This window comes from Chryseobacterium sp. ON_d1 (genome assembly GCF_006829085.1).
GTDB lineage: Bacteria > Bacteroidota > Bacteroidia > Flavobacteriales > Weeksellaceae > Chryseobacterium.
Genome location: NZ_BJTC01000022.1, coordinates 22,479 through 45,252, shown reverse-complemented (window position 1 = coordinate 45,252; position 22,774 = coordinate 22,479). Strand labels below are relative to the sequence as shown.

Genomic DNA, 22,774 nt, shown 5'->3' with positions numbered 1-22,774 from the left:
TTTTAAGACTACTATCTAATACAAAATTAATGCGCTTCCAGCCAGTTGTCTCCTACTCCAATCTCTACTAACAACGGAACCTGTGTTTTTAAAGCATTTTCCATTTCAGTTTTAATCAGTTTTGAAGCGGCTTCAATCTCATCTGTTGGAGATTCGAATATCAATTCATCATGTACCTGAAGCAGCATTTTTGTTTTTAGCTGTTGTTCTTCAAGTTCCCTGTCTATTTTAATCATCGCAAGCTTCACAACATCTGCGGCACTTCCCTGAACCGGTGCATTTACAGCATTTCTTTCTGCATGTCCTCTCACCACGAAATTGTTGGAATTGATATCTTTCAAATGACGTTTTCTTCCTAATATAGTTTCTACAAAACCTAGCTGACGTGCTTTATTCACCTGCTCAGCCATGTATTCCTTCAGTTTTGGATAGGTTTCAAAATACGCTTCGATCATCTGCTTGGCTTCTGTACGGGATAATCCGGTCTGTTCTGCCAATGCAAAAGCTCCCTGTCCGTAGATAATACCAAAGTTTACAGTCTTTGCCTGGCTTCTCTGGGTTTTGGAAACTTCTTCCAAAGGAATTTTAAAGAGTTTTGCTGCTGTGGAAGCGTGAATATCTTCTCCATCCTGGAACGCTTTGATCATATTATCTTCTCCCGAGATTTCAGCAATTAAACGAAGTTCAATCTGGGAATAGTCAGCAGAGATGATCTTTTTTCCTTCTCCTGATACAAAAGCTCCACGGATCTGCTGTCCCCTTAGAGTTCTGATCGGAATATTCTGCAGGTTCGGGTTTACACTCGCCAAACGGCCTGTAGCTGCAGTGGTCTGTGAGAAATTGGTATGTACCCTGTTATCATCTTTATCAATCTGTGAAGGTAAAGCATCCACATAGGTTGATTTTAATTTCTGATAGGTTCTGTATTCCAGAATATGTTTGATGATTTCATGTTTGGAAGACAGTTTCTGAAGAACATCTTCTGAGGTTGCATATTGTCCGGTCTTTGTTTTCTTTGCTTTCGGATCCAGCTGCATTTTTTCAAACAGGATTTCTCCCAGCTGCTTTGGAGAGTTCATGTTGAACTCTTCTCCTGAAAGTTCAAAAATTTTGGTTTCTAATTCTTTCAGGTCATTTTCAAGGTCAACGCTTTCCTGGGCAAGCCATTTTTCATCCAGAGAAATACCGGCCAGTTCCATTTTTGCCAACACTTCCATCAAAGGCATTTCAATATTGTAGAAAAGCTCTTCCAGATTTTCTTTTTTAAGCTGTGGTGCAAAAAGTTCGTACAACTGAAATGTTATGTCTGCATCTTCTGCGGCATAATCGGTCTGGGTTCTGAGATCTGCATCTCTGAAACTGCCTTGTTTTTTTCCTTTCTTTCCAATAATGGTTTCAATAGAGACCGGTTTGTAGTTCAGGTAAACTTCCGAAAGATAATCCATCCCGTGTCTTCCATCCGGATTCAGCAGGTAGTGAGCAATCATGGTATCAAACATGGCCCCTTTCACAGTGATATCGTATTGTTTTAGAACTTTATAATCGAATTTGAGATTGTGCGCTACTTTCAGCAGGTCTTCTTTCTCAAAAAACGGTCTGAAGATCTCCAGTGTCTGCAAAACTTCTGCCCTGTCATCAGAGAGAGGAATATAATATGCTAATCCTTTTTTATAGGAAAAGCTCATTCCCACCAGTTCTGCTTCCAACTCATTCAAAGAAGTTGTTTCTGTATCAAAGCAAACTACTTTTTGCTGAAGCAGGTTATCAACCAGTTTTTTCTGCGCTTTCGGATTGTTGATGAACTGATAAAGGTGGTCATTCTGCTCAATGGTAGACTTTGTAGAAGTAGCCTGTTCAAGTTCTTCAAAATTAGCGAAAAGGTCAAGCTGCATTACCTGTCCTTTCACTTCTGTTCCTGCCGGTGTCTGCTTTACTTCTACCTCACTTACCACAACAGTTTCTGCTGCTGCAGGTGCAAAAGCTCTGTAAAGATTTTCGTACAGCCTTCTAAATTCTATTTCATCAAAGACTTCTTTTACTTTTTCAAAATCCGGAGTTTCAAGGTCATACTGTTCCTGATGAAATTCTACAGGAGCATCACAGATAATGGTGGCCAGTTTTTTAGACAGAATACCACGTTCAGCAGAAGCTTCCACTTTTTCTTTCAGTTTTCCTTTCAGCTTATCAGTATTTGCCAGTAAATTTTCAATACTTCCGAATTCCTTCAGGAATTTCATCGCCGTTTTTTCCCCTACTCCTTCCAGTCCGGGAATATTATCTACTGCATCTCCCATCATAGCAAGGAAATCTATAACCTGTTTAGGGTCTTCGATCTCATATTTCGCCTTTACTTCTTCTACTCCAAGAATCTCGATATCCCCTCCTTTCAGGCCTGGCTTATAAATTTTAATTTTATCAGTAACCAGCTGGGCAAAATCTTTATCCGGAGTCACCATAAAAGTAGTATATCCTTCTTTTTCTGCTTTGCAGGCAATGGTTCCTATCACGTCATCAGCTTCATATCCTTCTACCCCAAGAATTGGAATATGCATTGCTTCCAGAATTCTGTGGATGTATGGAACTGCAATTTTGATCGCTTCGGGTGTTTCACTTCTGTTGGCTTTATAATCTGAGAAATCATCTGTTCTTACACTCGCCTGTCCTACGTCAAAAACAACTGCCAGATGAGTGGGTTTTTCTCTCCTGATCAGTTCGATCAAAGAATTGGTAAAGCCAAAAATAGCAGAAGTATCCAGTCCTTTGCTGGTAAGTCTCGGATTCCTGATCAATGCGTAATATCCTCTGAAAATCATCGCATAGGCATCGATGAGAAACAGCCTTTTATCTTGTGTTGCGTCCATATTATCTATAATGAACAAATATATGAAAATAGGACTAAAAGTTGATAGTTTGCAGAACGGGGTTGGCTTACATTTTCATATTTATATATCACATTGTAATAATATCATACCCACAATATTACAGGCATTTTCCCATTAAATGTTCTTTACATAAAGTGAAACTGCTCTATGCTGTAAGAAAATAGCAGATGAATTAAAAATTTGTCTGAACATTTTATTTGTTTTTACCCATGGCTATTAATTACTGATAAAAAAATGAACAGCATGCCAAAGGCATGCTGTTCATTTTTTCTGAGCTGTATTGGATTACATGCTTGCCGAAGGCCATAGTCCACGGTACTGAGAGTCACCATAATCAATGGTTTCAGCACTTACTACAAAACTGATCAGCATACTGTTGCTGTCTACGGCATCGAAGTCTATTTCGTGCTGGATAACATATCCGTTTTCCCATTTCAAAGTAATCAGGGTTCCTTCTTCATGGGATTTATTGAAGGTGATTTCTCCTACTGTCGGCTTGTATTTACCGTTTAACAAGCTTTCAAGAATGTCTGACTTTTCAGTAGCTTCTACTGTTACTTTGATTAATGCATTGGAAGGGTCTGATGCTACACGTCCTGATACGTCTGTAGATCTGGACACGCTGTAGTTCAGTTTTAACAGCTTCTGTCCTTCACCATTGTTGAATTTTAAGATTCCTCTTGAATTTCTTTCTGCCATGATTGTAAATTTTAATCGTTAATAATATTTTGTGATTCAATAATTATATAACAAAGATAGAACCCCTGTTTTTGAAAAAAAAGCATTTGAACAGAAATATGAAAAAGTGTAGTAATTCTACGATTTGATGTCGTAATTCTACGACAACAGACTTAAAACACAATATAAACACCTCATAACAAACACATTAAAAGCAAAAATAAAACATATATTATTACACCATAAAGAGATATACTATATCCGGAATCGTTATGGAAATATAATCCCAAAAAAACAGAACAGCGTCTCCTGTCCGCTGTTCTGTACCAATTTTATTTTTACTAAGATGATGAATAGGCTTATTTACCTACTGAAGGCCATAGTCCACGGTACTGAGAGTCACCATAATCAATGGTTTCAGCACTTACTACAAAGCTGATCAGCATACTGTTGCTGTCTACGGCATCGAAGTCTATTTCGTGCTGGATTACATATCCGTTTTCCCACTTCAAAGTGATCAGCGTTCCTTCTTCATGGGATTTGTTGAAGGTAATTTCTCCTACTGTCGGCTTGTATTTACCGTTTAACAAGCTTTCAAGGATGTCTGACTTTTCAGTAGCTTCTACTGTTACTTTGATTAATGCGTTAGAAGGATCTGATGCTACACGTCCTGATACGTCTGTAGATCTGGACACGCTGTAGTTCAGTTTTAACAGCTTCTGTCCTTCGCCATTGTTGAATTTTAAGATTCCTCTTGAATTTCTTTCTGCCATGATTAGTAAATTTTGATCGTTAATATTTTGTGATTCGGTGATTGTACAGCAAATATAGAAGCTCTTTTCTCCCTAAAAAAACTTTTTAATATAAATCTGAAAAAGTGTCGTAATTCTACGATTTCTTGTCGTAATTCTACGACAATAGATTTAAGCATCTGCTAAAAACATGATGGACAAAAGATTTATATGTAGTAAAAACTATTGGTAAATTCTATAATTTTCCACATCACTGAGAAATATTGAGACTTTATTAATAGTAAATCAGAATCATTTTAATCAATTATTGATTCCAATAATAGGCAATCACTTCTCTGAAAACAGAGTAAAAATCTCTTATTTCAAAGTAATTCGGACTTGAGCTTTCTACGGTGTAAAAATGACGGTTCATGAAAAGTTTTTTAATTCTTGTCTGATGGTAATATTGTGAAACGGAAATAACATTTCTGAAATGGAGGCTGTCACATATCCTGATGGTATTTTCTACTGTCATTTCAGTATTATTGCCTTTATTATCAACAATAATATTTTCTTTCGGAATATGTTTGATCTCCAGGAATTCTTTCATTTTATCGCCCTCCCAATACCCCTCTTTACCCAATCCTCCGCTTACAAGAATCTTCTTTACGCGACCTGAGTTGTACAACACAACGCTCTGATCAAGCCTGGCCCGCAATCTCTCTGATAATGTCCCATCCTCATTTACCTTATTTCCAAGAACCACAGCTAAGTCTGCCTTCTCTCCTTTATCTTTCATCCCATCAGCTATAATGTAAACCGTATGAGCAGAAAGCCAGAACACGGGGATTAAGAGAATAAACATCAGTCTTTTTTTCACAACAATCTCTGCTTTTATTGATTATTAAGAGAATAGCAACCAGTAAAACTGATTGCCATTCATTATTTTTTATTATATATTATCTTATTGCTGAATCTTTCCTCCTTCTTTTATGGAGCGAACCAATATTTTATTTTTTCTCAGCAGAAAATCAGGCATGAGATCAACCGGAAGATAGAATGTACTTTCTCCTTTTTTCTGAAGCTCATCCATTATACCGGGATTCCAGGCCAGGATTCTATCAACATCAACATTCAGTTCATCAGCAACAATTTTCAGGTTGAATCCGGCATTGATTTCGGTCTCTGAAAGAGCAGGCTGAATAACTTTTCTGTTTCCATCCTCAAAGAAAATTTTATTGATTCTTGAAGAGTTATAGTTATTCAATACACTCTCAAGCTCTCCCGTAGCATAACATGCATTCAGGTATTTCTTGACATGATTAATCGTTTCTGCGGGAAGATACTTATAAAACTCATGGTATTGGGAAGAACCGGCAGCTTCCATTGCTTTGGCTATGTTTCCTTCACCACAGTTATACGCTGCAACCACAGTTACCCAATTATTATACTTTTTATACAGGTTACTTAAAGAAACAGCCGCAGTTTTTGTACTTTTATAAATATCAGTACGCCCCTGCTCTGTAAGTCCGTACTGATTGGCATGGGCAGTCATAAACTGCCAGATCCCCACAGCTCCGGCTCCTGACGTAATATTTCTGTCAAAATGAGATTCAATCAGAGCCAGGTTTCTCAAATGCTTGGGAAGGCCTTTCTGACGAAGTAACTGCTCAATAAATTCTACCAGATCTTTATTGGCTTTAATGATTCCCTGATATTTTTTCACGCTGTTTTCTGACGTATCAGAAGCAGCAAGAAACTGTCCGTTTACAAAAACAGCTGTACCCAATAACAGTAAACCTGTAAAGATATTTCTGACAATAGTTTTCATTTTAATAGTATTTAAGGTAAAAAAGCGGGTTCACAAATTTACTCTTTTGCCTTATAATTAATCTACTTTCCAACTTAGTTTTTCTTCTTCTTTATTCCAGTCTACATGAATGGTCTGCCCGGACTTCACTTCTTCCCTGACAATCATTTTAGAGATAGGCCTTGCAAGCTGTGCACGGATTACTCCTGAAATCTGTCTTGCCCCATATTTGCTGCTGAATCCTCCCAATGCAAGGTTCCTTACAGCTTCATCACTTATTTTTAAAGCGATTCCCAACCTTGTCAATGAAGCATGAAGTGATTTCAGCTGAATATTAAATATTCTTTCAGCAATGGATTCCGTGATCGGAGCAAAAGGAATAATCTCTGTAATTCTTGCCAAAAATTCAGGTCTGAAACGTCCTGAATTGGACATGATCTGCATCAGTGAAGATGATTCCGGAATTTTCCCTTCTTCAAACTGTTTTACAATTTCCTCACTTCCGATATTGGAGGTAAACAGGATCAGCGCGTTGCTGAAATCCCCTTCTTTACCTAATTTATCATGAACTTTACCCTCATCCATAATCTGAAGAAATACATCAAAAACAGAGTGATGGGCTTTTTCAATTTCATCAAATAAAACAACGGTATAAGGCTGTTGCCTGATCTTATTCACCAGCATACCTCCTTCTTCATATCCTACATATCCCGGAGGCGCTCCGTATAGCAGTGCAGCAGAATGTTCTTCTTTAAATTCTGACATATCAAAACGCACCATTGCCTTTTCATCGTTGAAAAGCAATTCTGCCATTGATTTGGCCAACTCTGTTTTACCGGTTCCTGTAGGTCCCAGAAGGAAGAAAGATCCGATAGGCTGCCCCGGTTTATTCAGTCCGCTTCGGTTTTCAACGATGGCATCGGAAAGGATTTTTAAAGCATGATCCTGCCCTACGACTCGATTCAACAGAAGGGATTCCATGTTCAGAAGCTTCTCTTTTTCCTGAGCCTGGATCTTCCCGATAGGAATATTGGTCTTTGCAGCCATTACAGCCGCCAGTTCCAGCCTGTCTACTTTTTCTCTTTTCTTCGCTGCATGCTGCAGGAGTTCAGCATAAGTATCTTCAATAATCTTCTGGATCTGATCTACCGGCATAGAGTTGTCAATTGATGGCTGCTCGCTTAGTGATCCCCAAAGAATCGGGCTTATTTTATCTCTTAACAGATTGTATGTCCAGATCAGTTCATCTGCTTTATCTTTGCTGTCAGCATATTCTTCTTTTAGGATAGTATCATAGCTTTCTTTCCAACTGTTGAGTTCTTTTTCTGACAGTTCATCAAGCATTTTGATCGCAGCCATTGTTCTGTCTAACAAGTCAATAGCAGCATCTGGTAATTTTTTACCTTTCGCATATCTTTTTGCCAGACGTACACACTCAGGAAGGGCTGTTTTTTCCACTTCAATGCCGTGGTGTTTTTTGTAGCCTTCAAGAAGAACATCAATCATTTTTACGCAGGTTTTTTCATCCGGTTCATGAACGGTTAAAACTTCAAAACGACGGTTAAAAGCCTGTTCTGGTTCTATAATTTTTCTGTATTCTTCCTGTGTTGTCGCTCCGATTACTGTAATTTCACCTCTGGCAAGCTCAGGCTTAAGGAGATTGGCTACATTTCCGATGCTTCCTTTCGGATCTAAAAGGGTATGAATTTCATCAATAAAAAGAATAGCTTTTTCAATTTTCTTACATTCATTGATTACTTTTTTAAGACGGTCTTCAATTTCTCCTTTATAAGAGGTTCCGGCCAGTAATGCTCCGGTATCCAGTTCTAAAAGGGTACCGTTTTTAAGCATTTCCGGAACATTTCCTTTGATAATTTCAGTAGCAAAACCTTCTACCAAGGCTGTTTTACCAACTCCCGGCTCACCGATAATGATCACATTCGGCTTACTTCTGCGGCAAAGGATCTCCACCAGCATTCTGAGTTCTTTATCTCTGCCGATGATATTTTCGATCTCTCCTTTTCTTGCCTGTGCCGTTCTGTCTAGACAGTAGCTTTTAATGGAAGGAAAGGAAGAATCTGAATGGTCTGATCCATTTGAAAATAATGATGAGAAATCTCCATCTTCAGAAACAGTAAACGGAGTATCTTTCCTATACAGATTGAAGATCTCATGTTCTCTCAAAGGAAGGGATTTTAACTGCTGAAGAGAGAATACCACCTGCGGCTTTACAATAGCGGTAAGAATACAGATTGGCGTAATCTCATCCAGTCCTAATTTTAAACGGATATCATCAGCTTCTTCAATAAGGGTATCCACCGCATCATCCTGACCTACTTCATCCGGAAGATGACTGGTTTTGGGATATTCTTCGATACGGACGTCTGCCCATTCGTAGAAGTATCCGGGATCTTTATCTATACTTTTCAGGAATTCATTGAGTCCGATATCTTTATGCATTAAAGCCTGCAGGATATGCGGGCCTCCATACGTTCCATTATAATTTTCCTTCGCTATCGACTGAGCAATATGAAATAGTTGCTTTACTGTTTCGTTGGTTACTAGTACTCCCATTTATAATTTTCTTATATTAATATATTTGCGTTTTGCTTTTAATGTGTCTCAGATTTGATGGTTTGATCTAATTTTTATTCCTTATAACCAGAAAATCAAAATTTATCTTTTCAGGTAGTTAAAATTAACTATTTTATTCTAAATGATATAAAGATAGCTAATTCTTCAATTAGAGAAGTAACAACTGTATTTTTTTGTTACCCAACTCAATGCTGATCATTGAATTTTGTGACATATTACCGCTCCAGGACAACTTTTAATCAGACTAACTCATTGAAGTAGGCTGAGAAAAGCACTGCTGAAGATTCTGCCAGCCCATATAATTTTTCAATTAAATTGGTTTTGAAAAAAGGACCTGGATCTTAAACTCAATGAAAGATTCAGGCTTAGAGAAAGTATATTATATCTTCAAAAACATCATATTTTCTATCAAAATAAAATATCTCAGAAGCGGACAACATTCAAACTGAAAGATCACAATATTTACTTAACAGAATTATGCACATCTGTTGCAGAATAAAAGTTTTTCATCAATTTTCATCAGTCAAAAAAGACCGTCTTATTTAGGGACAGTCTTTTTCTTTATGAATGTTGATAATGTGTGTAAATATTAGTTGCCTGGCCATAGACCGTTATACTGAGAATCACCATAATCAATGGTTTCAGCACTTATTACAAAGCTGATCAGCATACTGTTGCTGTCTACTGCGTCGAAATCCACCTGGTGCTGGATGACATATCCATTTTCCCATTTTAAAGTAATCAGGGTTCCTTCTTCATGAGATTTGTTGAAGGTAATTTCTCCTACTGTAGGTTTGTATTTACCGTTTAACAAACTTTCAAGAATATCTGATTTTTCAGTAGCTTCTACCGTTACTTTGATTAATGCGTTAGAAGGGTCTGATGCTACACGTCCCGATACATCTGTAGATCTGGATACACTGTAGTTCATCTTTAGCAGCTTTTGCCCTTCACCGTTGTTGAATTTTAAGATTCCTCTTGAATTTCTTTCTGCCATGATTGCAAATTTTAATCGTTAATAATATTTTGTGACTCAGTGATTGTACAGCAAATATAGAAGCTCTTTTCTTCCTAAAAAAACTTTTCATTATAAATCTGAAAAATTGTAGTAGTTCTACGACTTCTTGTCGTAATTCTACGACAATAGATTTATATCCATTTATATAACACCCTTCAATAAAGCATTTTGGAATATATCTCATTTTCAGGATAAAAAATAATTTTGCACTCAAAAGGGAAATCAATCTGAAAATCAGAGGTGAATTATGTACTATAAGTTATCTTTAATTTTTTTTTAAAGTATCCATATCACTTTTCGAAAAAAGGTTTGACGATTGAATATGAATGTGTACAGAGGTGCAGCTTATTATTCTTTCACATCACAAAAAAAGCAGAAGTGTATACTCCTGCTTTGATATAATGAAAATGATTTTCCTAATGCTTCGTGTATTCCGGCTGTTCCGTCGGAATTCTTGATGGGGTAAAATATTCATTAAGCCAATAGAATGTCTGTCCGTTCTGCTGAATTTTTACAGCCGGATTGTTTCTGTTGGCCAGCATTCTGTCTGCCAGATTTTTATAGTGGTAGAAATAATTCTTTACAGTCTCATTAGGAACCACTTTGGATTTTTTCCAGCCTTTCAGTTTATATTTAGCCATCAGTTCTTCTTCGGAAAGATCAAATCCGGTACTCATCCCGATTGCATAAGACATCGGCAGTTCATAAAGAGCTCCCTTATCTAAGAATTTAATGGTCGGATTATATTTCTTAAGCAGTTTAACATATTCTTTAATGGCTCTTGCCTGATTAAAGTCTGCACGATCAGCCTGCGTATTTCTGTATACTTCTGTGTAGAAAGCTTTAAGATTATCATATTCTGATTCAGAAATAAGAATTCCTTTTTCTATTCCCGGAGTAAATTCTTTCAGCTCTTTTGGAATATACCCTTTCACAAGGAATGGGCTTCCATAGTTGATCAGCTGTGCAGCAATGCCTGCAGAAACAGGATTGGTAAGTCCGGGATAAAGGTATTTATACTTCAGATCAACATCTGTTCTTCCTGCCCCTACAGATGAATGGAAATATTCATTGAGTGATTTGTCAATAGTCTGGTTATCCAAAGTAACCTGTGCAATAAGGCTGTCAACAGATTTTTTCAGGAAGCCGGGTGTTGTGATATCTCCTTTTTTAGGGAATATAACGAACCCCTGTGACATACTCTGCTTAGGATAAGCAAGAGAAAAGAACCCTTCATCACCTTCTACCAGACTGAAATTATTTTTAGTAAGGACATCGTATTGGTTGATGATCTTTTGCTTTTTAAGCTCAGCAATATTTTTGGCTGTATTGGTAACCACATTTTCAGCCATCAGTACAAAATCATTGTAGTTATCTGAAGATCTTGCGCTTGTCTGGAACATGATCAGTCTTGCCTGTGCCTGAGTCAGCGAACTGATTACACTGTACATATTTCCGCTTTGGCTTGCAGAAGTTCCTACAGTCACGACAATATTGGTTTCATCAGGAACATTTGAAAGAAGGTTTCCTGCAGCAGTAAGAGCTTCTCCTACTGGTTGATACCCACTATTGCTTGCGCAGTTCATTTCATTTGTTTTATCGTCAATAAATGTTGTGATTTTAGTATAGTCTGAACTTAAGTTAGACACAGAAACATTATTTCCGCAAGGGTTATTTTTATATAAAACCACTCCATATTTAACATTATTAAAGTAGGATGGCTTTTCAAATCTAAGCTGAAGATCCTGTAATAATGATTTTACGATAGGTGCATACGGTGCATTGGCAGCACTTACATCCAATGCAAAAACAATATTGATATTTTTATCCCGGTCAGTGATCTCTCTGTATCTGTCAAAGCGAATAGGCTCTCCCAATACATTGGAAACAAAGTTCTTGCTGTAATCCAAAATATTGGTAAAATATTTTGTTTTAGAGTCAAGAGTTGGTGTTTCTTCCAGTGGGAGGTTTACAGGGAAAATATTTTCCAGCGGTGTTCTTTTGTTTACCTCAGTAAGAAGAACTGCTGTTTTATTTGTTGCATCTGATGCAGAAGCACCAGGATGGCCTTCATGAATTCCCAGAGCTGAATCATTGATTCCTGTTGTATTTTTAAGCTTGATAGCAGAGCGCTCTCCCCACGTAGAAATAACATTGGAGCTCACCCATCCGTAAAGTCCTTTGCTGATACTGTCCATATCAACAGAAGGCTTTTTACCTACTAAAAAACGTTTGTTATTCTCAGCCATCTTGTATACATATACAATCTGTCCGTTAGGAATTTTTACGTTGGCCGTTTCGATAAGACTTGGTGAGTTAAACACCATAATGGAGTCATTTTTATAATACCTTTCAGCATTTCTGATGACTTCGCTGTTATTAGGTACTACAGCAACCCTTACCGGATAACCTGTTTTTTCGCTTTTAAGGGCATTGTTCCAGAGAAGAAGATCTGACTCCGGGATCCAACCGTATGTTTTAACTGATTTTGACGAAACTTTCTTCATTAAAGCATCAGGAACATACTCTGCTACTTTTACCATTCCGTCCCTATGTTTCAGAACCATTAAAGGCTCAAGGAATTTTACTTCTTTGTAAGATTTCTCATCATCTTTATCCAGATAAGCCGTATTTCTGGATCTGTCTGAAATGACAATCCATGGAACAGACTTTTTAGGATAACCATTAACGACAGGAGAAGTATCCACCTGTCCATACTGCGATGGTTCCGGGGTTTTCTTTGACGGCAGTGTTACCTGGCAACCCGTCAATAATACTGATAACCCTATATAATATGCTGCTAGAGGAAATTTATTTTTCATCCTATTTAATCTTTTTATGATTGGTACATCCGTAAGACCGGACGAAATTATTTGCTTTGGTTGATATCTACTTTAGTTACACAGTTCTGTGTATCATCCAGATTGACTTTCACTGTCTGGATCACCGTATTCTTGTCAAACTGAAGACCTGCACAGTACATATAGAAGTTATTGACTTTGCTGTCATTTACTTTAACAACCGTATTCTCATTATTACACAGATAAGTTTTCAACAGATAATTATAGTGCATATTGAAGCTGTTTCCGTTGGCGATCTGCTGCAGGTGGTATTTGAAATCATTATCTACTTTTGCATAAGAATCTTCTACTGAAACTTCATCTTCCGCAAGAGCATCGTAAGCCGGAAGAATCTTAATACGGTGGTAAACAGGATCCTGGCTTTCTTCAGTGTATAATGTTACCAGATAATCTCCAGGTTTTTTATAAGAATAGATGGTAAACTTATCCTTGGCATCTGTATTTCCTGTCTCTCCGAATTTCCAGGCGAAATGTTTGGCTTCAGAAATAGCACGGAAAGGTACATTTTCATTTTGCATAGCCTGCGCCGGAGCCTCAATCGTAGTACTTATCTTGGCAGTATCTTTTGGTTTCTGAACGCTTCTTGCACTTACCATTACAGGAAAAGATTTCGTATACTTATTGTCAACGATCAAGCTTACCTGATAATATCCCGGTTTATTGTAGAAGTGAATACCGCTGTTTTTATCTGAAGTTGTCCCATCTCCGAAATTCCATCTCTTGGTTTTGGCAAACTGGGTTTTGTCCTCGAATAAAAGTGTATCTCCTACCGCCAGTGAAGACGGATAAACCACCCCAACAATATCATCGGCTGAATGGATTACTTTTTTCTGCAGCCACAAAGCAACCAAAGCTGCGATCAGCAAAGTTGCAATAACACCGATAATAATGTTTTTCTTGTTCTTTTGAAAATAATTCATAGTTAGTAATTGTGATGTGTTTTATTTATAGTTCCTAGTATTTATTGCTTACTGCATTCTTGCTTTCAGATCCTGCTCACGCTGATAAAGCTTATTCTGCTTATCTTTAAACCCGATTCGGCATTCATCTACCTGCTTCTGGAAAATTTTAATATCTTCAGAAGTTGTCGAAATGACTTTTTTGTCATCAAAATACATTTTATAGAATTTGGCAATCTGTGGATAAGCATCTTTCCGGATATCGACAACGTCAGTGCCATTGAAATAGCTGTTAAGGTCGTTCACTCCAAGCTGAATATTATTTTCCACAAAAGGCTGTGGCCCGTCATCGGTAAGTTTTGTAATCATGGTATAGGTACTGTCCATGATGGGAAGAACAATTTTCTGGTGTCGTTCAAATTCTGCTTTCTGCTCAAGATTCTGAATACCTCTTACATCTTCATCAGAAAAGGGAGATTCAAAACCCTTTAAAAAGATCACTCCCAGAAACAACATAGCGGTTATAAGCATCAGTATTAAATAAAAAAACTGATAATGCCTTTCCTTCTTTGATAATGTGATTTGTCCTTGCATATCTTTCTCTTTTATCTTCTTCTTTTACTTCCGGTGAAATTTCTTGTAGGGTCTTTTCTAAGTTCGTTGTTGGTTACTTTGATTTTGCCCATGCATTCGTCAAGGTCCCTTAAAACGGTTTTCTTCTGATACTCTACTTCAATGATTTTAGCTTTTAAAGTCATCATAGGTACAATCTGCTTCATCAGTACAGCATAATGCTTAAAACTCTGAGCACTGTCCTTACCCATAATATTTTTAGCATCCCTCACTTTATCCATAATGCTGGTTCTGAGAAATACTTCGTTTTCCACCTTATTGATACTAAGCTGGTTCATTTTGTCATAAATATCATCAATGTGATCTTTCAGAACATCACTCCGAAGCATCAGTTCTTTGTATGCTTCAGCTTCCCGGCTAATCCCTTCCCGCTGTATATCATAACTCTTAAAGAAGAGAAATAGACAAGCAAAAGATACAACCGACAAAACAACAAATGACAGAATAAACTTCCAAATGCCCATTCTTACGTCAGATTTGTTCAATTTTTTTTCCCTGTTAGAAGACATAATTTGCGATTTGTTTGGCCTGTGAAAATATAAAAAAAAAATTTTATGCACAATACGTAATTTCCCCAAGCCTGTTTCGTGAAAACCCTGATTAAATTAATATTAATTTTCCCTTTGATAAGTTTTTCATAAATTAGACCTCTGAATTTTAAATATCATTCGCCAAATCGATATTAGGAATGAGCAAAATATTATCCAATACCGTACGTTTTTCTATTGCTGACAGTGATTTTTATTTCAAGAAAATAATGATCAAAACGCTTATGGAAAATCCTTTCTATATGCTTCTGAATGACTGTAACAATGGACATGAGCTGGTAAACAGAATCTACAGAAGGCAGGAAGATGTTTTCATTATTGAACTGTTTATGCCGGTATTAAGCGGAATTGAAGCAATCAAATATATCAGAAAAAACAATACAGAAACCCCTATCATTACGTATTCGGGCACTTATCAGGAAGATATGGCCGAAATTCTTTCAAAGATCCCTAATATATACTACTGTCAGAAAAAAAGCACCATCATAAAAGATATCATCAAAGGAAGTATTGCTTCTGAAGGCTTTGATTACCAGGCTTATTCAAAAGAATGGGAGCAGCAGCCGCTCGCTGTACAGGAATACATGGACAGGCAGAAGAAAGGACAGGAAGAGCTTTCACCGGCTGAGATACAGCTGATGAGATTCTGCTATGAGGGATTCAGCAACAAGGAAATTGCAGAAAAACTCAATCTGAGTACCAGAACTATTGATACCTACATCAACCGTCTTACAGAAAAGCTGGGACTGAAGACCAAGCTTCACCTTATACGCTTCTGTGTGGAAAACGGCTATTATAATTCCAGTTTATAAAATTTTTTATCTCGTCTTTTATAATTTAAAAATCTGAATTAAAAACATTAGTAGTCAACCCATTACGCATCTGCCATTGAAAATGATAAAACTTTTCAAAAGCTGTTATGGCCGGGGTTTATTAAATTTTGTTCATCAGATTTCCACCCCATTATTCTGCTATATTATTTTATTGTTAAATAATCACCACCCAGCCTTAATATAACATGTACATGAAAAGTCCAACGTTTTGAATAAAAATATTTTGCCACTAATTTGCTAGTATTCAATTTTTTTAACTAAATTTGCACACCTAAAATTTAAAATTAAAATAAGGAAATGACAAAGGCAGAATTGGTAAACACCATCTCAAATAAGTTGGGAACAGAAAAGAATGAAACACAGAAAGTTGTAGAAGCTTTTATGCAGGAGATCAGAACTTCTATGTATAATGGGGATAACGTTTATCTAAGAGGGTTTGGATCTTTTATCATTAAAACAAGAGCTGCTAAAACAGGAAGAAATATTTCTAAAAATACTGCAATTGAGATTCCTGCTCATAACATTCCTGCTTTCAAACCTTCAAAATCTTTTGTTGAGAAAGTAAAAACTAAAGTTGCAGTAAAATAAGAACATTAACTGAATATTAACTAGTTACTAAAAAATTAAAATTATGCCAAGCGGAAAGAAAAGAAAAAGACACAAGGTTGCAACTCACAAAAGAAAGAAAAGAAGAAGAGCAAACAGACATAAGAAAAAATAATCTCTTTTTCTCGAGATTTACAATATAATAATATAGTTGGTGGATTTAAATTTATAAAGTTCACTAACTATATTTTTGTTTGCAACTATAAGATTCCGCGGAACACGGAGGGTTTCAAATATTATTTTAATAAACATATAATGATTTTCGTTCAAAATCCTTATATTTAATAGATGAATTAATCGAGAAAAACATCCAATTCCTATAATCTTAACAATTTTATCTTATTAAAAAATGAAGAAAGAACTAATAGTTTCGCATGAAGATGATCTTACAAAGATTGCACTGCTGGAAGACGGAAGACTATGTGAACTTCATGAGCAAGAAGACAAAAGCGATTTTATAGTTGGAGATCTGTTTATAGGAAAAGTAAAAAAACTGGCACCCAATCTGAATGCGGCATTCGTCAATATCGGATATGATAAGGATGCGTTCCTGCATTATCAGGATCTGGGGCCTCAGTATCTTACATACAGAAAGTTTTTAAAAGATACTATTTCTAAAAAACAAAGCACTTCGAGCTTAAAGAATTTCGAGATACAACCCGAAATAGACAAAAACGGAACGGTAGATAAAGTAATCGCCAAAGATGATCTGGTTCTGTTACAAATCACCAAAGAACCTATATCTACAAAAGGTCCAAGAATTTCTACCCAGATTTCATTAACAGGACGCTTCCTGGTTTTAATTCCATTTGACAATAAAGTTTCCATTTCCAAAAAAATCAGAAGCTCTGAGGAAAAAGAAAGACTGAGAACTCTTATTGACAGTATAAAACCTGAAGGATTCGGAGTTATTATCAGAACGGTAGCAGAAGGAAAAAAAGTAGCAGACCTTCATAATGATATGAACCAGCTGGTTCAGAAATGGGAAAGCACTTTTAAAAATATCCAGAAAAATAAAGTTCCGTCTAAAGTTTTAAGCGAAGAAGACAAAGCTTCAGCTATTTTAAGAGACAATTTTAATCAGGACTTCGTCAATATCATCTGTGATGATGAACAGATGGTGAACGAAATGAAAAATTACATTGAAGTCATTGCTCCTGAAAAGAAAAATATTGTCCAGTTTTATGATTCCCATATTCCTCTTCTGGAATATTACAATGTTGAAAAACAGCTTAAACAGAGCTTTGGAAAGCACGTAAACATTCCAAGTTCCAAAGGAGCCTATCTTGTTATTGAACACACAGAGGCACTTCACGTCGTTGACGTCAACTCCGGAAATAATATCACTACCGGAACTGCTGTCAATAAAGAGCACGCACTGAAAGTGAACAAAATGGCTGCTACTGAGATCGCAAGACAACTTCGCCTCCGCGATATGGGAGGAATCATCGTCATCGATTTCATAGACATGCCGAATTCTGATCACAGAAGAGATCTTTACGAGCATCTCAAAGAGGAAATGAAGCGCGACAAAGCCCGCCACAAAATACTTCCTCCAAGTAAATTTGGTCTGATCCAGATCACCAGACAAAGAAACCGTCCGGAAAAGCAGATCGATACAAAAGAAGAAAACCCGAACAAAGACGGAGAAATCGTAGCTCCTATTGTAATCGTGGAAAGAATGGGTGAAACTTTAAGAAACATCCTGCAGAAAGAGAAAGGAAAAATTTATCTGCATGTACACCCGTTTGTGGAAGCCTACCTTACAAAAGGCATCAAAAGTATCCAGATGAAATGGTTTATGAAATACAAAAAATGGGTAACCATTGTTCCAAGGGATTCTTTTAAATATTTAGAATATAAGATCTACAATTCCAAAAAAGAAGAATTGATAGAATTTTCTAATTAAGACAAAATTCAAACCTTCAGTTGTACTGGAGGTTTTTTATTTTGCATTGATAAGTATAGAATATGATGTATAATTTAGTTTGGGATAAAGCCAATGGATGTTTATATATACAGACAGGGATAAAGCTCCCCCCTATTGAATTTTAACGAAGATCTTTTATCTTTTATCTTTTATCTTTTATCTTTTATCTTTTATCTTTTATCTTTTATCTTTTATCTTTTATCTTTTATCTTTTATCTTTTATCTTTTATCTTTTATCTTTTATCTTTTATCTTTAAAATATGAAAAATCACCATTACAAAATCACCATCCAATGGACAGGAAATCAGGGAACAGGAACAAGTGGTTACAGAGCCTATGAAAGAAGCCACACCATTTCAGCGGAGAATAAAACAGTTATTGAAGGCTCATCTGATCCGGCATTCCGGGGCGACAGAACCCAATATAATCCTGAAGAACTGTTTTTATCCTCACTTTCCTCCTGTCATATGTTATGGTATCTTCACTTCTGCTCTGAGGCAGGCATTATTGTTACCGATTATACCGATGAGGCTACAGGTATTATGACTGAAACAGCCAGTGGGAGCGGCCATTTTACAGAAGTGACACTGTACCCAAGGGTAACCGTTGCAGAAGAATCAATGATAGAAAAAGCAGAACAGCTTCATCATAAAGCTAATCAATATTGTTTCATTGCCAACTCGGTTAATTTTACAGTCAGGCATATCCCTACCACGTTAATTAAATAAGTCACAAACAAAAATTAGCATTCATAAACCATGATGGATAATACAATTTAACACAAATAACTCTAAAAAAATCAACAAAAAGAGAATTATTTAGCAAAAAATCAACAAAAATAATGTTTTAATATCAATAAAAACACAATAATTTAAAAATATTTATCAATTTTATTCAAAATGTAAAGTTTTTTTCCTATTTTTATATAAACAAAACAGACCATGATGAAACCAAGATTGACCATTTTTGATGAACCCATGCTGTATACAGAGGGATTATCACGACTACTTTCACAGAGTAATATTTTTAGCACCATTGACATTTGTAATTCTTTAGAACCCCTCTCCAAACGTTTAAAAGATCAACCTCCGGAAATGCTTATCATGAGTTCCAATATGCTTATGCTGACGGAACTTTGCAAACTGACAGAAAATATTATTTCTGAACATCAAAATATAAAAATCATCATCATAGGAAGTTCTTATGACGTGATTGACATCCGGAAACTCTTCAACAAAGGCATCAAAGGTTATCTTGACAAAAACTGTACATATGATGAATTCCTGAAATCTATTAATATTTTACTCCTTAATGAGATCTACATCTGTGACCATGCAAAGGAAAAAATGATCAGCTTTATCAGCAGAGAACAGGGAAAGCCCAATCCACATATTAAAGAGCCTCTTACCCGCCGTGAAATGGAAATCCTTAAACTGATATGTGACGGGTGCAGCAGTAAAGACATATCAGAAAAATTATTTATAAGTATCAATACGGTAGAAACACATCGAAAAAGAATTCTTTTGAAACTCAATGCGAAAAACTCAGTTGGAATTGTAAAATATGCTATTGAAAATCATATCATCGACTGAGAGATTCCATGAAAATCTCAAAAAAATCCCAGGCCTTACAGTCTGGAATTTTTTCTGTCTCAATTCAATTCGCATCACCTTCAGACAGATAATTATTGTTAAAGCATTTCAAATCAGTTGAGATAAAAAAGCAGGACAGAAAGATCAAATACCTAACAATCTCATGTCCCGCCTTCAACTAAAACCTTGGACTTTGAATTTAATCAGCTGTAAATGTTAAACGATTTTGAGTACTGAATCTTAAACCCTGATCTCAACATCTCATTCATAATCTGGCATTTCTGCGTTACTGAAAAGCGTAGTTCTGGTAAGATCCGTCAATGTATTGTTCAGATCAATTACCATTACATTTCTCTGCGAAATATTATCATTGGAAGTATTCATAAAAATAATCTGAGCATTATTAGGAGAAAACCTAGGATCAAGATCATTGGTTCCCATCACTTTTTCGCTTTCTGAAGAAATATCATTAACGACATCCGTAACCAGATTATAGATGAAGATATGAGAATCCAGCTGCCTGTAATTACCGCTTCCATCCAGATATCCGGAAACATCTCGGGTGAACAGAAGAAGCTGTCCATCCACAGAAAAATTCAAACCACCGCTGGCACCTGCAGTACCCGACAATACAGTCTTAAGCACATTTCCAGTCATATCGATCACATAAATTTTAGTGTTATAGCCATTATAATCGTTGGTTTTCACTGCTATTTTGCTTCCGTCATAGCTCCAGTCACATTCCGAGATCATGCTTCCGTCCGGAGTTGTATATACCAGACTGAGGCCACTTCCATCCTTATTGATTCTATAAAGCTTATTAAAATTAGAATAGATAAGCTCCTTTCCATTGGTACTCCAGGCAAAATCCATTTCATAATTATTAAAACCTGCTACAGGAACCGTTGTCACTTTAAAAGGATTGGAACCGTCAGGATTTGCAGTATAAATATGAGTACTTCCGCCATCTGTACGCAGGAACGCAACAAGGCCTGCGTTATTATTCATGCGGGGACGCCAGCTGTTGTATGAAGAGTTGGTAAACTGGAAATTATTCCCCTGCGCGTCACTTGATATAATCACGAAATTTCCATTCTGTTTCTGAACATAATGATACCTATTGGCCGGAACAGTATTGGTGGTAAACTTACTGACCGTACTTAAAACTGGCTGGTGAATGCCGTCCGAAACAGACACCTGCCAGAAGTAACTTACACCAAACTTCAGATTTGAAAGCGTATAATGGTTGGCTTTCAAATCATTAACCTGAATCACGTTAGTGTCAAGATTATTTTTAATCGTCAGACTGTATTTTAAGACATCTGCTGTATCGGGATCTGTTGCACTCCAAGTCAATTCAACACTTAAAGGCTGATTTACGGCATTATCTATCGGACTTAACAGCTGCGGCACAGTGGGAGGAGAGTTCAATGAAGTATCATCATCCATCTCGAAAACTACGGTTACGACCTGATTCTGATTCTGTATATTGACAGACTGGAAACTGGTAATATATCCTGAAAGTTCTGCTTTTACTGAATAATTACCTACCGGCATGGCAGCGATCTCAAACGAACCGTCTGTACCGCTGAAAACCGTCTGTGTTGTGGGATTGGTAAAAATTTTCACATTAGGAATCGGTACATTACTACCTCTTTTTACTACTTTTCCTTTTAAAATTCCTGTTTGAGCCTGCTCTACAAGGTCTTCACTGCATGAAAACAGACAAAAAGCAAAGATGAATATGCTGAGTATTTTAATTAAAGTTTTCATAATTCGTGTTTTTTATTTGTTTCCAAGGTAAAAATTGATTCCCAAACCAAAACGTAAAGCCTGATCTTTCCTTTTTCCATTCACAAGACCCTCCCAACTATCTTTGAAACCCAGATCATATTGAGCTGAAGCTCTCAATGAAATGTTTCTGCTCATCATATATTCAAACCCTCCTCCGAACTGTCCTTTATATTGAGGTTTGTACTTCGAATACATGGCACCTGCCCCACCATACAGGTATGGGCTGAACTTATACTTAGGGAAAAGAATATATTCCAGATTTACTTCAGGACCGAAATAACTTCTTTTCACAATATTTTCGTTTTCAAGAGTGAAATAATTACCATTCACTTCTACATTAAAATAAGGATTGAGAAAATATTTAAATCCTATCTTTCCGCCGATATTCATTTTAGGATTCACATAATCATCTCTGACTTTCTGGCCTTCAATATTGGCAAAAACAGCTACTTTCTGTCTGTAATTCTCCGGATATCTTCCTCCGATCACTCTGCCGTTATTCTGTTCCTTCTCCCTGTTATATTCATTGATCAAGATTTGATATCCACCGTTACCGTCTATAGCTTTCCCCCATATTTTATCCTGAATCCCTTCTACAATAAGAGCCTTTACAGCTTTTTCAATGGCTTCAGTTACAGCGAGCTGAACGGGTTCATTCTGGGTAAGCCCTACTTCAGCCTCAAGCAGCCTTTCCGTGTCAATATATCTGAAAAAACTGCCGTTAACACTGGTTGAAAGAATTGTTTTGGAAGTATAAACTGTTTTAAGAATTTCTCCGTTGAGTGTAGAAACCGCACGAAGATAAATAGTAATTCTGTCCTGACGATACTGTGTGGAAGCTCCTATTCCGAAGTACCTTGCTCCAAGTCCTCCGGTCAGGATATTGCTGTCATAAGAGATAACACCGCCTTCCAAAAGAATTCCAGCATACAAAAGAGGAGGAAGCAACTGATTGTTTTTATCAGTATCTTTAATATATTCCTGTCTTGTGGAACGGATGATCTGTCTTTCATTAAGGAGGTTCGCAATATTCTCCCTTTCAATAGGGATAAACCAACGGCTGTCTTCCAGTGCCTTGATAAGAATGGTTGTGGTTCCCTGCGGAACTGCTGTACTCCAGTTATTTCCAGTTTCTGAAGGTTTATACTGGCCGGTCTGGTCACGGAATTTATAGACGCCTATTACTATTTTCTCTTTGGGAAGGGGAAGGTTTTTCAATTCTTCGGTAGAAGAAGTAACTTCTCCCATGGTTGGTTTTTCGGGATCCGAAGGTAAACCGAATATCGAACTACAGGCCTGCAGAATACATAGCAGGAAACTACAGAAAAAGATTCTGGTGTAAGTGTAGGTTGTCATGGTAAGTC

General features: G+C 36.7%; 18 protein-coding genes. 5 read left to right on the top strand and 13 right to left on the bottom strand.

What is annotated here, in order from left to right; all coding sequences use genetic code 11:
• Nucleotides 1-26: 26 nt before the first annotated feature.
• The 11 genes from polA to tssO form a co-directional block, all read right to left on the bottom strand.
• Nucleotides 27-2,861 (bottom strand): DNA polymerase I, encoded by a 2,835-nt coding sequence (gene polA / locus CRS_RS24085; protein WP_142726480.1) that lies wholly within the window; start codon nt 2,859-2,861, stop codon nt 27-29.
• A gap of 306 nt (nt 2,862-3,167) precedes the next feature.
• Nucleotides 3,168-3,581, bottom strand: coding sequence for a type VI secretion system tube protein TssD (tssD, locus tag CRS_RS24080; RefSeq protein WP_142726479.1), 414 nt, complete (start codon nt 3,579-3,581; stop codon nt 3,168-3,170).
• Between the two features lie 338 nt (nt 3,582-3,919).
• Nucleotides 3,920-4,333 carry a type VI secretion system tube protein TssD gene (tssD, locus tag CRS_RS24075; RefSeq protein WP_142726478.1) on the bottom strand — a complete coding sequence of 138 codons (414 nt, stop codon included), beginning with the start codon at nt 4,331-4,333 and terminating at the stop codon, nt 3,920-3,922.
• A gap of 283 nt (nt 4,334-4,616) precedes the next feature.
• Entirely contained in the window at nt 4,617-5,156 is a 540-nt protein-coding gene (locus CRS_RS24070; RefSeq protein WP_142726477.1) for a YdcF family protein, read from the bottom strand.
• Between the two features lie 99 nt (nt 5,157-5,255).
• Complete coding sequence (locus tag CRS_RS24065) at nt 5,256-6,122, bottom strand: lytic transglycosylase domain-containing protein (protein WP_142726476.1); 867 nt, start codon at nt 6,120-6,122, stop codon at nt 5,256-5,258.
• 57 nt (nt 6,123-6,179) lie between these two features.
• Entirely contained in the window at nt 6,180-8,675 is a 2,496-nt protein-coding gene (locus CRS_RS24060) for an ATP-dependent Clp protease ATP-binding subunit (protein WP_142726475.1), read from the bottom strand.
• Between the two features lie 610 nt (nt 8,676-9,285).
• Nucleotides 9,286-9,693: a type VI secretion system tube protein TssD gene (gene tssD / locus CRS_RS24055; RefSeq protein ID WP_142726474.1), complete on the bottom strand. Its 408-nt coding sequence runs from the start codon at nt 9,691-9,693 to the stop codon at nt 9,286-9,288.
• A gap of 437 nt (nt 9,694-10,130) precedes the next feature.
• Entirely contained in the window at nt 10,131-12,536 is a 2,406-nt protein-coding gene (gene tssR, locus CRS_RS24050) for a VWA domain-containing protein (protein WP_142726473.1), read from the bottom strand.
• A gap of 47 nt (nt 12,537-12,583) precedes the next feature.
• The gene (locus tag CRS_RS24045) at nt 12,584-13,495 is read right to left on the bottom strand and encodes a PKD domain-containing protein (RefSeq protein ID WP_142726472.1); all 912 of its coding nucleotides are present in this window, start codon (nt 13,493-13,495) and stop codon (nt 12,584-12,586) included.
• Between the two features lie 48 nt (nt 13,496-13,543).
• On the bottom strand, nt 13,544-14,068 hold the full coding sequence (locus CRS_RS24040) for a type VI secretion system transmembrane protein TssO (RefSeq protein ID WP_142726471.1): 525 nt from the start codon (nt 14,066-14,068) through the stop codon (nt 13,544-13,546).
• Between the two features lie 11 nt (nt 14,069-14,079).
• On the bottom strand, nt 14,080-14,616 hold the full coding sequence (tssO, locus tag CRS_RS24035) for a type VI secretion system TssO (RefSeq protein ID WP_142726470.1): 537 nt from the start codon (nt 14,614-14,616) through the stop codon (nt 14,080-14,082).
• A gap of 179 nt (nt 14,617-14,795) precedes the next feature.
• On the opposite strand from tssO, the gene CRS_RS24030 reads away from it, so the two are divergent.
• The 5 genes from CRS_RS24030 to CRS_RS24005 all read left to right on the top strand — a co-directional run bounded on the left by CRS_RS24030 (nt 14,796) and on the right by CRS_RS24005 (nt 19,616).
• A complete protein-coding gene (locus tag CRS_RS24030; protein ID WP_142726469.1) occupies nt 14,796-15,467 on the top strand; it encodes a response regulator transcription factor in 672 nt (223 codons plus the stop codon).
• Between the two features lie 318 nt (nt 15,468-15,785).
• Nucleotides 15,786-16,076 (top strand): HU family DNA-binding protein, encoded by a 291-nt coding sequence (locus tag CRS_RS24025; RefSeq protein ID WP_002984212.1) that lies wholly within the window; start codon nt 15,786-15,788, stop codon nt 16,074-16,076.
• Between the two features lie 367 nt (nt 16,077-16,443).
• On the top strand, nt 16,444-18,003 hold the full coding sequence (locus tag CRS_RS24020; protein WP_142726468.1) for a ribonuclease E/G: 1,560 nt from the start codon (nt 16,444-16,446) through the stop codon (nt 18,001-18,003).
• Nucleotides 18,004-18,284: 281 nt separating this feature from the next.
• Nucleotides 18,285-18,752: an OsmC family protein gene (locus CRS_RS24010; RefSeq protein ID WP_142726467.1), complete on the top strand. Its 468-nt coding sequence runs from the start codon at nt 18,285-18,287 to the stop codon at nt 18,750-18,752.
• 213 nt (nt 18,753-18,965) lie between these two features.
• A complete protein-coding gene (locus CRS_RS24005; RefSeq protein WP_228451343.1) occupies nt 18,966-19,616 on the top strand; it encodes a response regulator transcription factor in 651 nt (216 codons plus the stop codon).
• Nucleotides 19,617-19,877: 261 nt separating this feature from the next.
• Here CRS_RS24005 and CRS_RS24000 read toward each other — a convergent pair whose 3' ends face one another.
• Both CRS_RS24000 and CRS_RS23995 read right to left on the bottom strand, forming a co-directional pair.
• Nucleotides 19,878-21,389 carry a carboxypeptidase-like regulatory domain-containing protein gene (locus CRS_RS24000; protein WP_142726466.1) on the bottom strand — a complete coding sequence of 504 codons (1,512 nt, stop codon included), beginning with the start codon at nt 21,387-21,389 and terminating at the stop codon, nt 19,878-19,880.
• Nucleotides 21,390-21,401: 12 nt separating this feature from the next.
• Complete coding sequence (locus CRS_RS23995; protein ID WP_142726465.1) at nt 21,402-22,766, bottom strand: CsgG/HfaB family protein; 1,365 nt, start codon at nt 22,764-22,766, stop codon at nt 21,402-21,404.
• Between the last annotated feature and the right edge of the window lie 8 nt (nt 22,767-22,774).

Bases quoted from the DNA above. Each gene is read 5' to 3' on its own strand.
- polA (WP_142726480.1), bottom strand. From the start codon at position 2,861: ATGGACGCAACACAAGATAAAAGGCTGTTTCTCATCGATGCCTATGCG.
- tssD (WP_142726479.1), bottom strand. From the start codon at position 3,581: ATGGCAGAAAGAAATTCAAGAGGAATCTTAAAATTCAACAATGGTGAA.
- tssD (WP_142726478.1), bottom strand. From the start codon at position 4,333: ATGGCAGAAAGAAATTCAAGAGGAATCTTAAAATTCAACAATGGCGAA.
- CRS_RS24070 (WP_142726477.1), bottom strand. From the start codon at position 5,156: ATGTTTATTCTCTTAATCCCCGTGTTCTGGCTTTCTGCTCATACGGTT.
- CRS_RS24065 (WP_142726476.1), bottom strand. From the start codon at position 6,122: ATGAAAACTATTGTCAGAAATATCTTTACAGGTTTACTGTTATTGGGT.
- CRS_RS24060 (WP_142726475.1), bottom strand. From the start codon at position 8,675: ATGGGAGTACTAGTAACCAACGAAACAGTAAAGCAACTATTTCATATT.
- tssD (WP_142726474.1), bottom strand. From the start codon at position 9,693: ATGGCAGAAAGAAATTCAAGAGGAATCTTAAAATTCAACAACGGTGAA.
- tssR (WP_142726473.1), bottom strand. From the start codon at position 12,536: ATGAAAAATAAATTTCCTCTAGCAGCATATTATATAGGGTTATCAGTA.
- CRS_RS24045 (WP_142726472.1), bottom strand. From the start codon at position 13,495: ATGAATTATTTTCAAAAGAACAAGAAAAACATTATTATCGGTGTTATT.
- CRS_RS24040 (WP_142726471.1), bottom strand. From the start codon at position 14,068: ATGCAAGGACAAATCACATTATCAAAGAAGGAAAGGCATTATCAGTTT.
- tssO (WP_142726470.1), bottom strand. From the start codon at position 14,616: ATGTCTTCTAACAGGGAAAAAAAATTGAACAAATCTGACGTAAGAATG.
- CRS_RS24030 (WP_142726469.1), top strand. From the start codon at position 14,796: ATGAGCAAAATATTATCCAATACCGTACGTTTTTCTATTGCTGACAGT.
- CRS_RS24025 (WP_002984212.1), top strand. From the start codon at position 15,786: ATGACAAAGGCAGAATTGGTAAACACCATCTCAAATAAGTTGGGAACA.
- CRS_RS24020 (WP_142726468.1), top strand. From the start codon at position 16,444: ATGAAGAAAGAACTAATAGTTTCGCATGAAGATGATCTTACAAAGATT.
- CRS_RS24010 (WP_142726467.1), top strand. From the start codon at position 18,285: ATGAAAAATCACCATTACAAAATCACCATCCAATGGACAGGAAATCAG.
- CRS_RS24005 (WP_228451343.1), top strand. From the start codon at position 18,966: ATGATGAAACCAAGATTGACCATTTTTGATGAACCCATGCTGTATACA.
- CRS_RS24000 (WP_142726466.1), bottom strand. From the start codon at position 21,389: ATGAAAACTTTAATTAAAATACTCAGCATATTCATCTTTGCTTTTTGT.
- CRS_RS23995 (WP_142726465.1), bottom strand. From the start codon at position 22,766: ATGACAACCTACACTTACACCAGAATCTTTTTCTGTAGTTTCCTGCTA.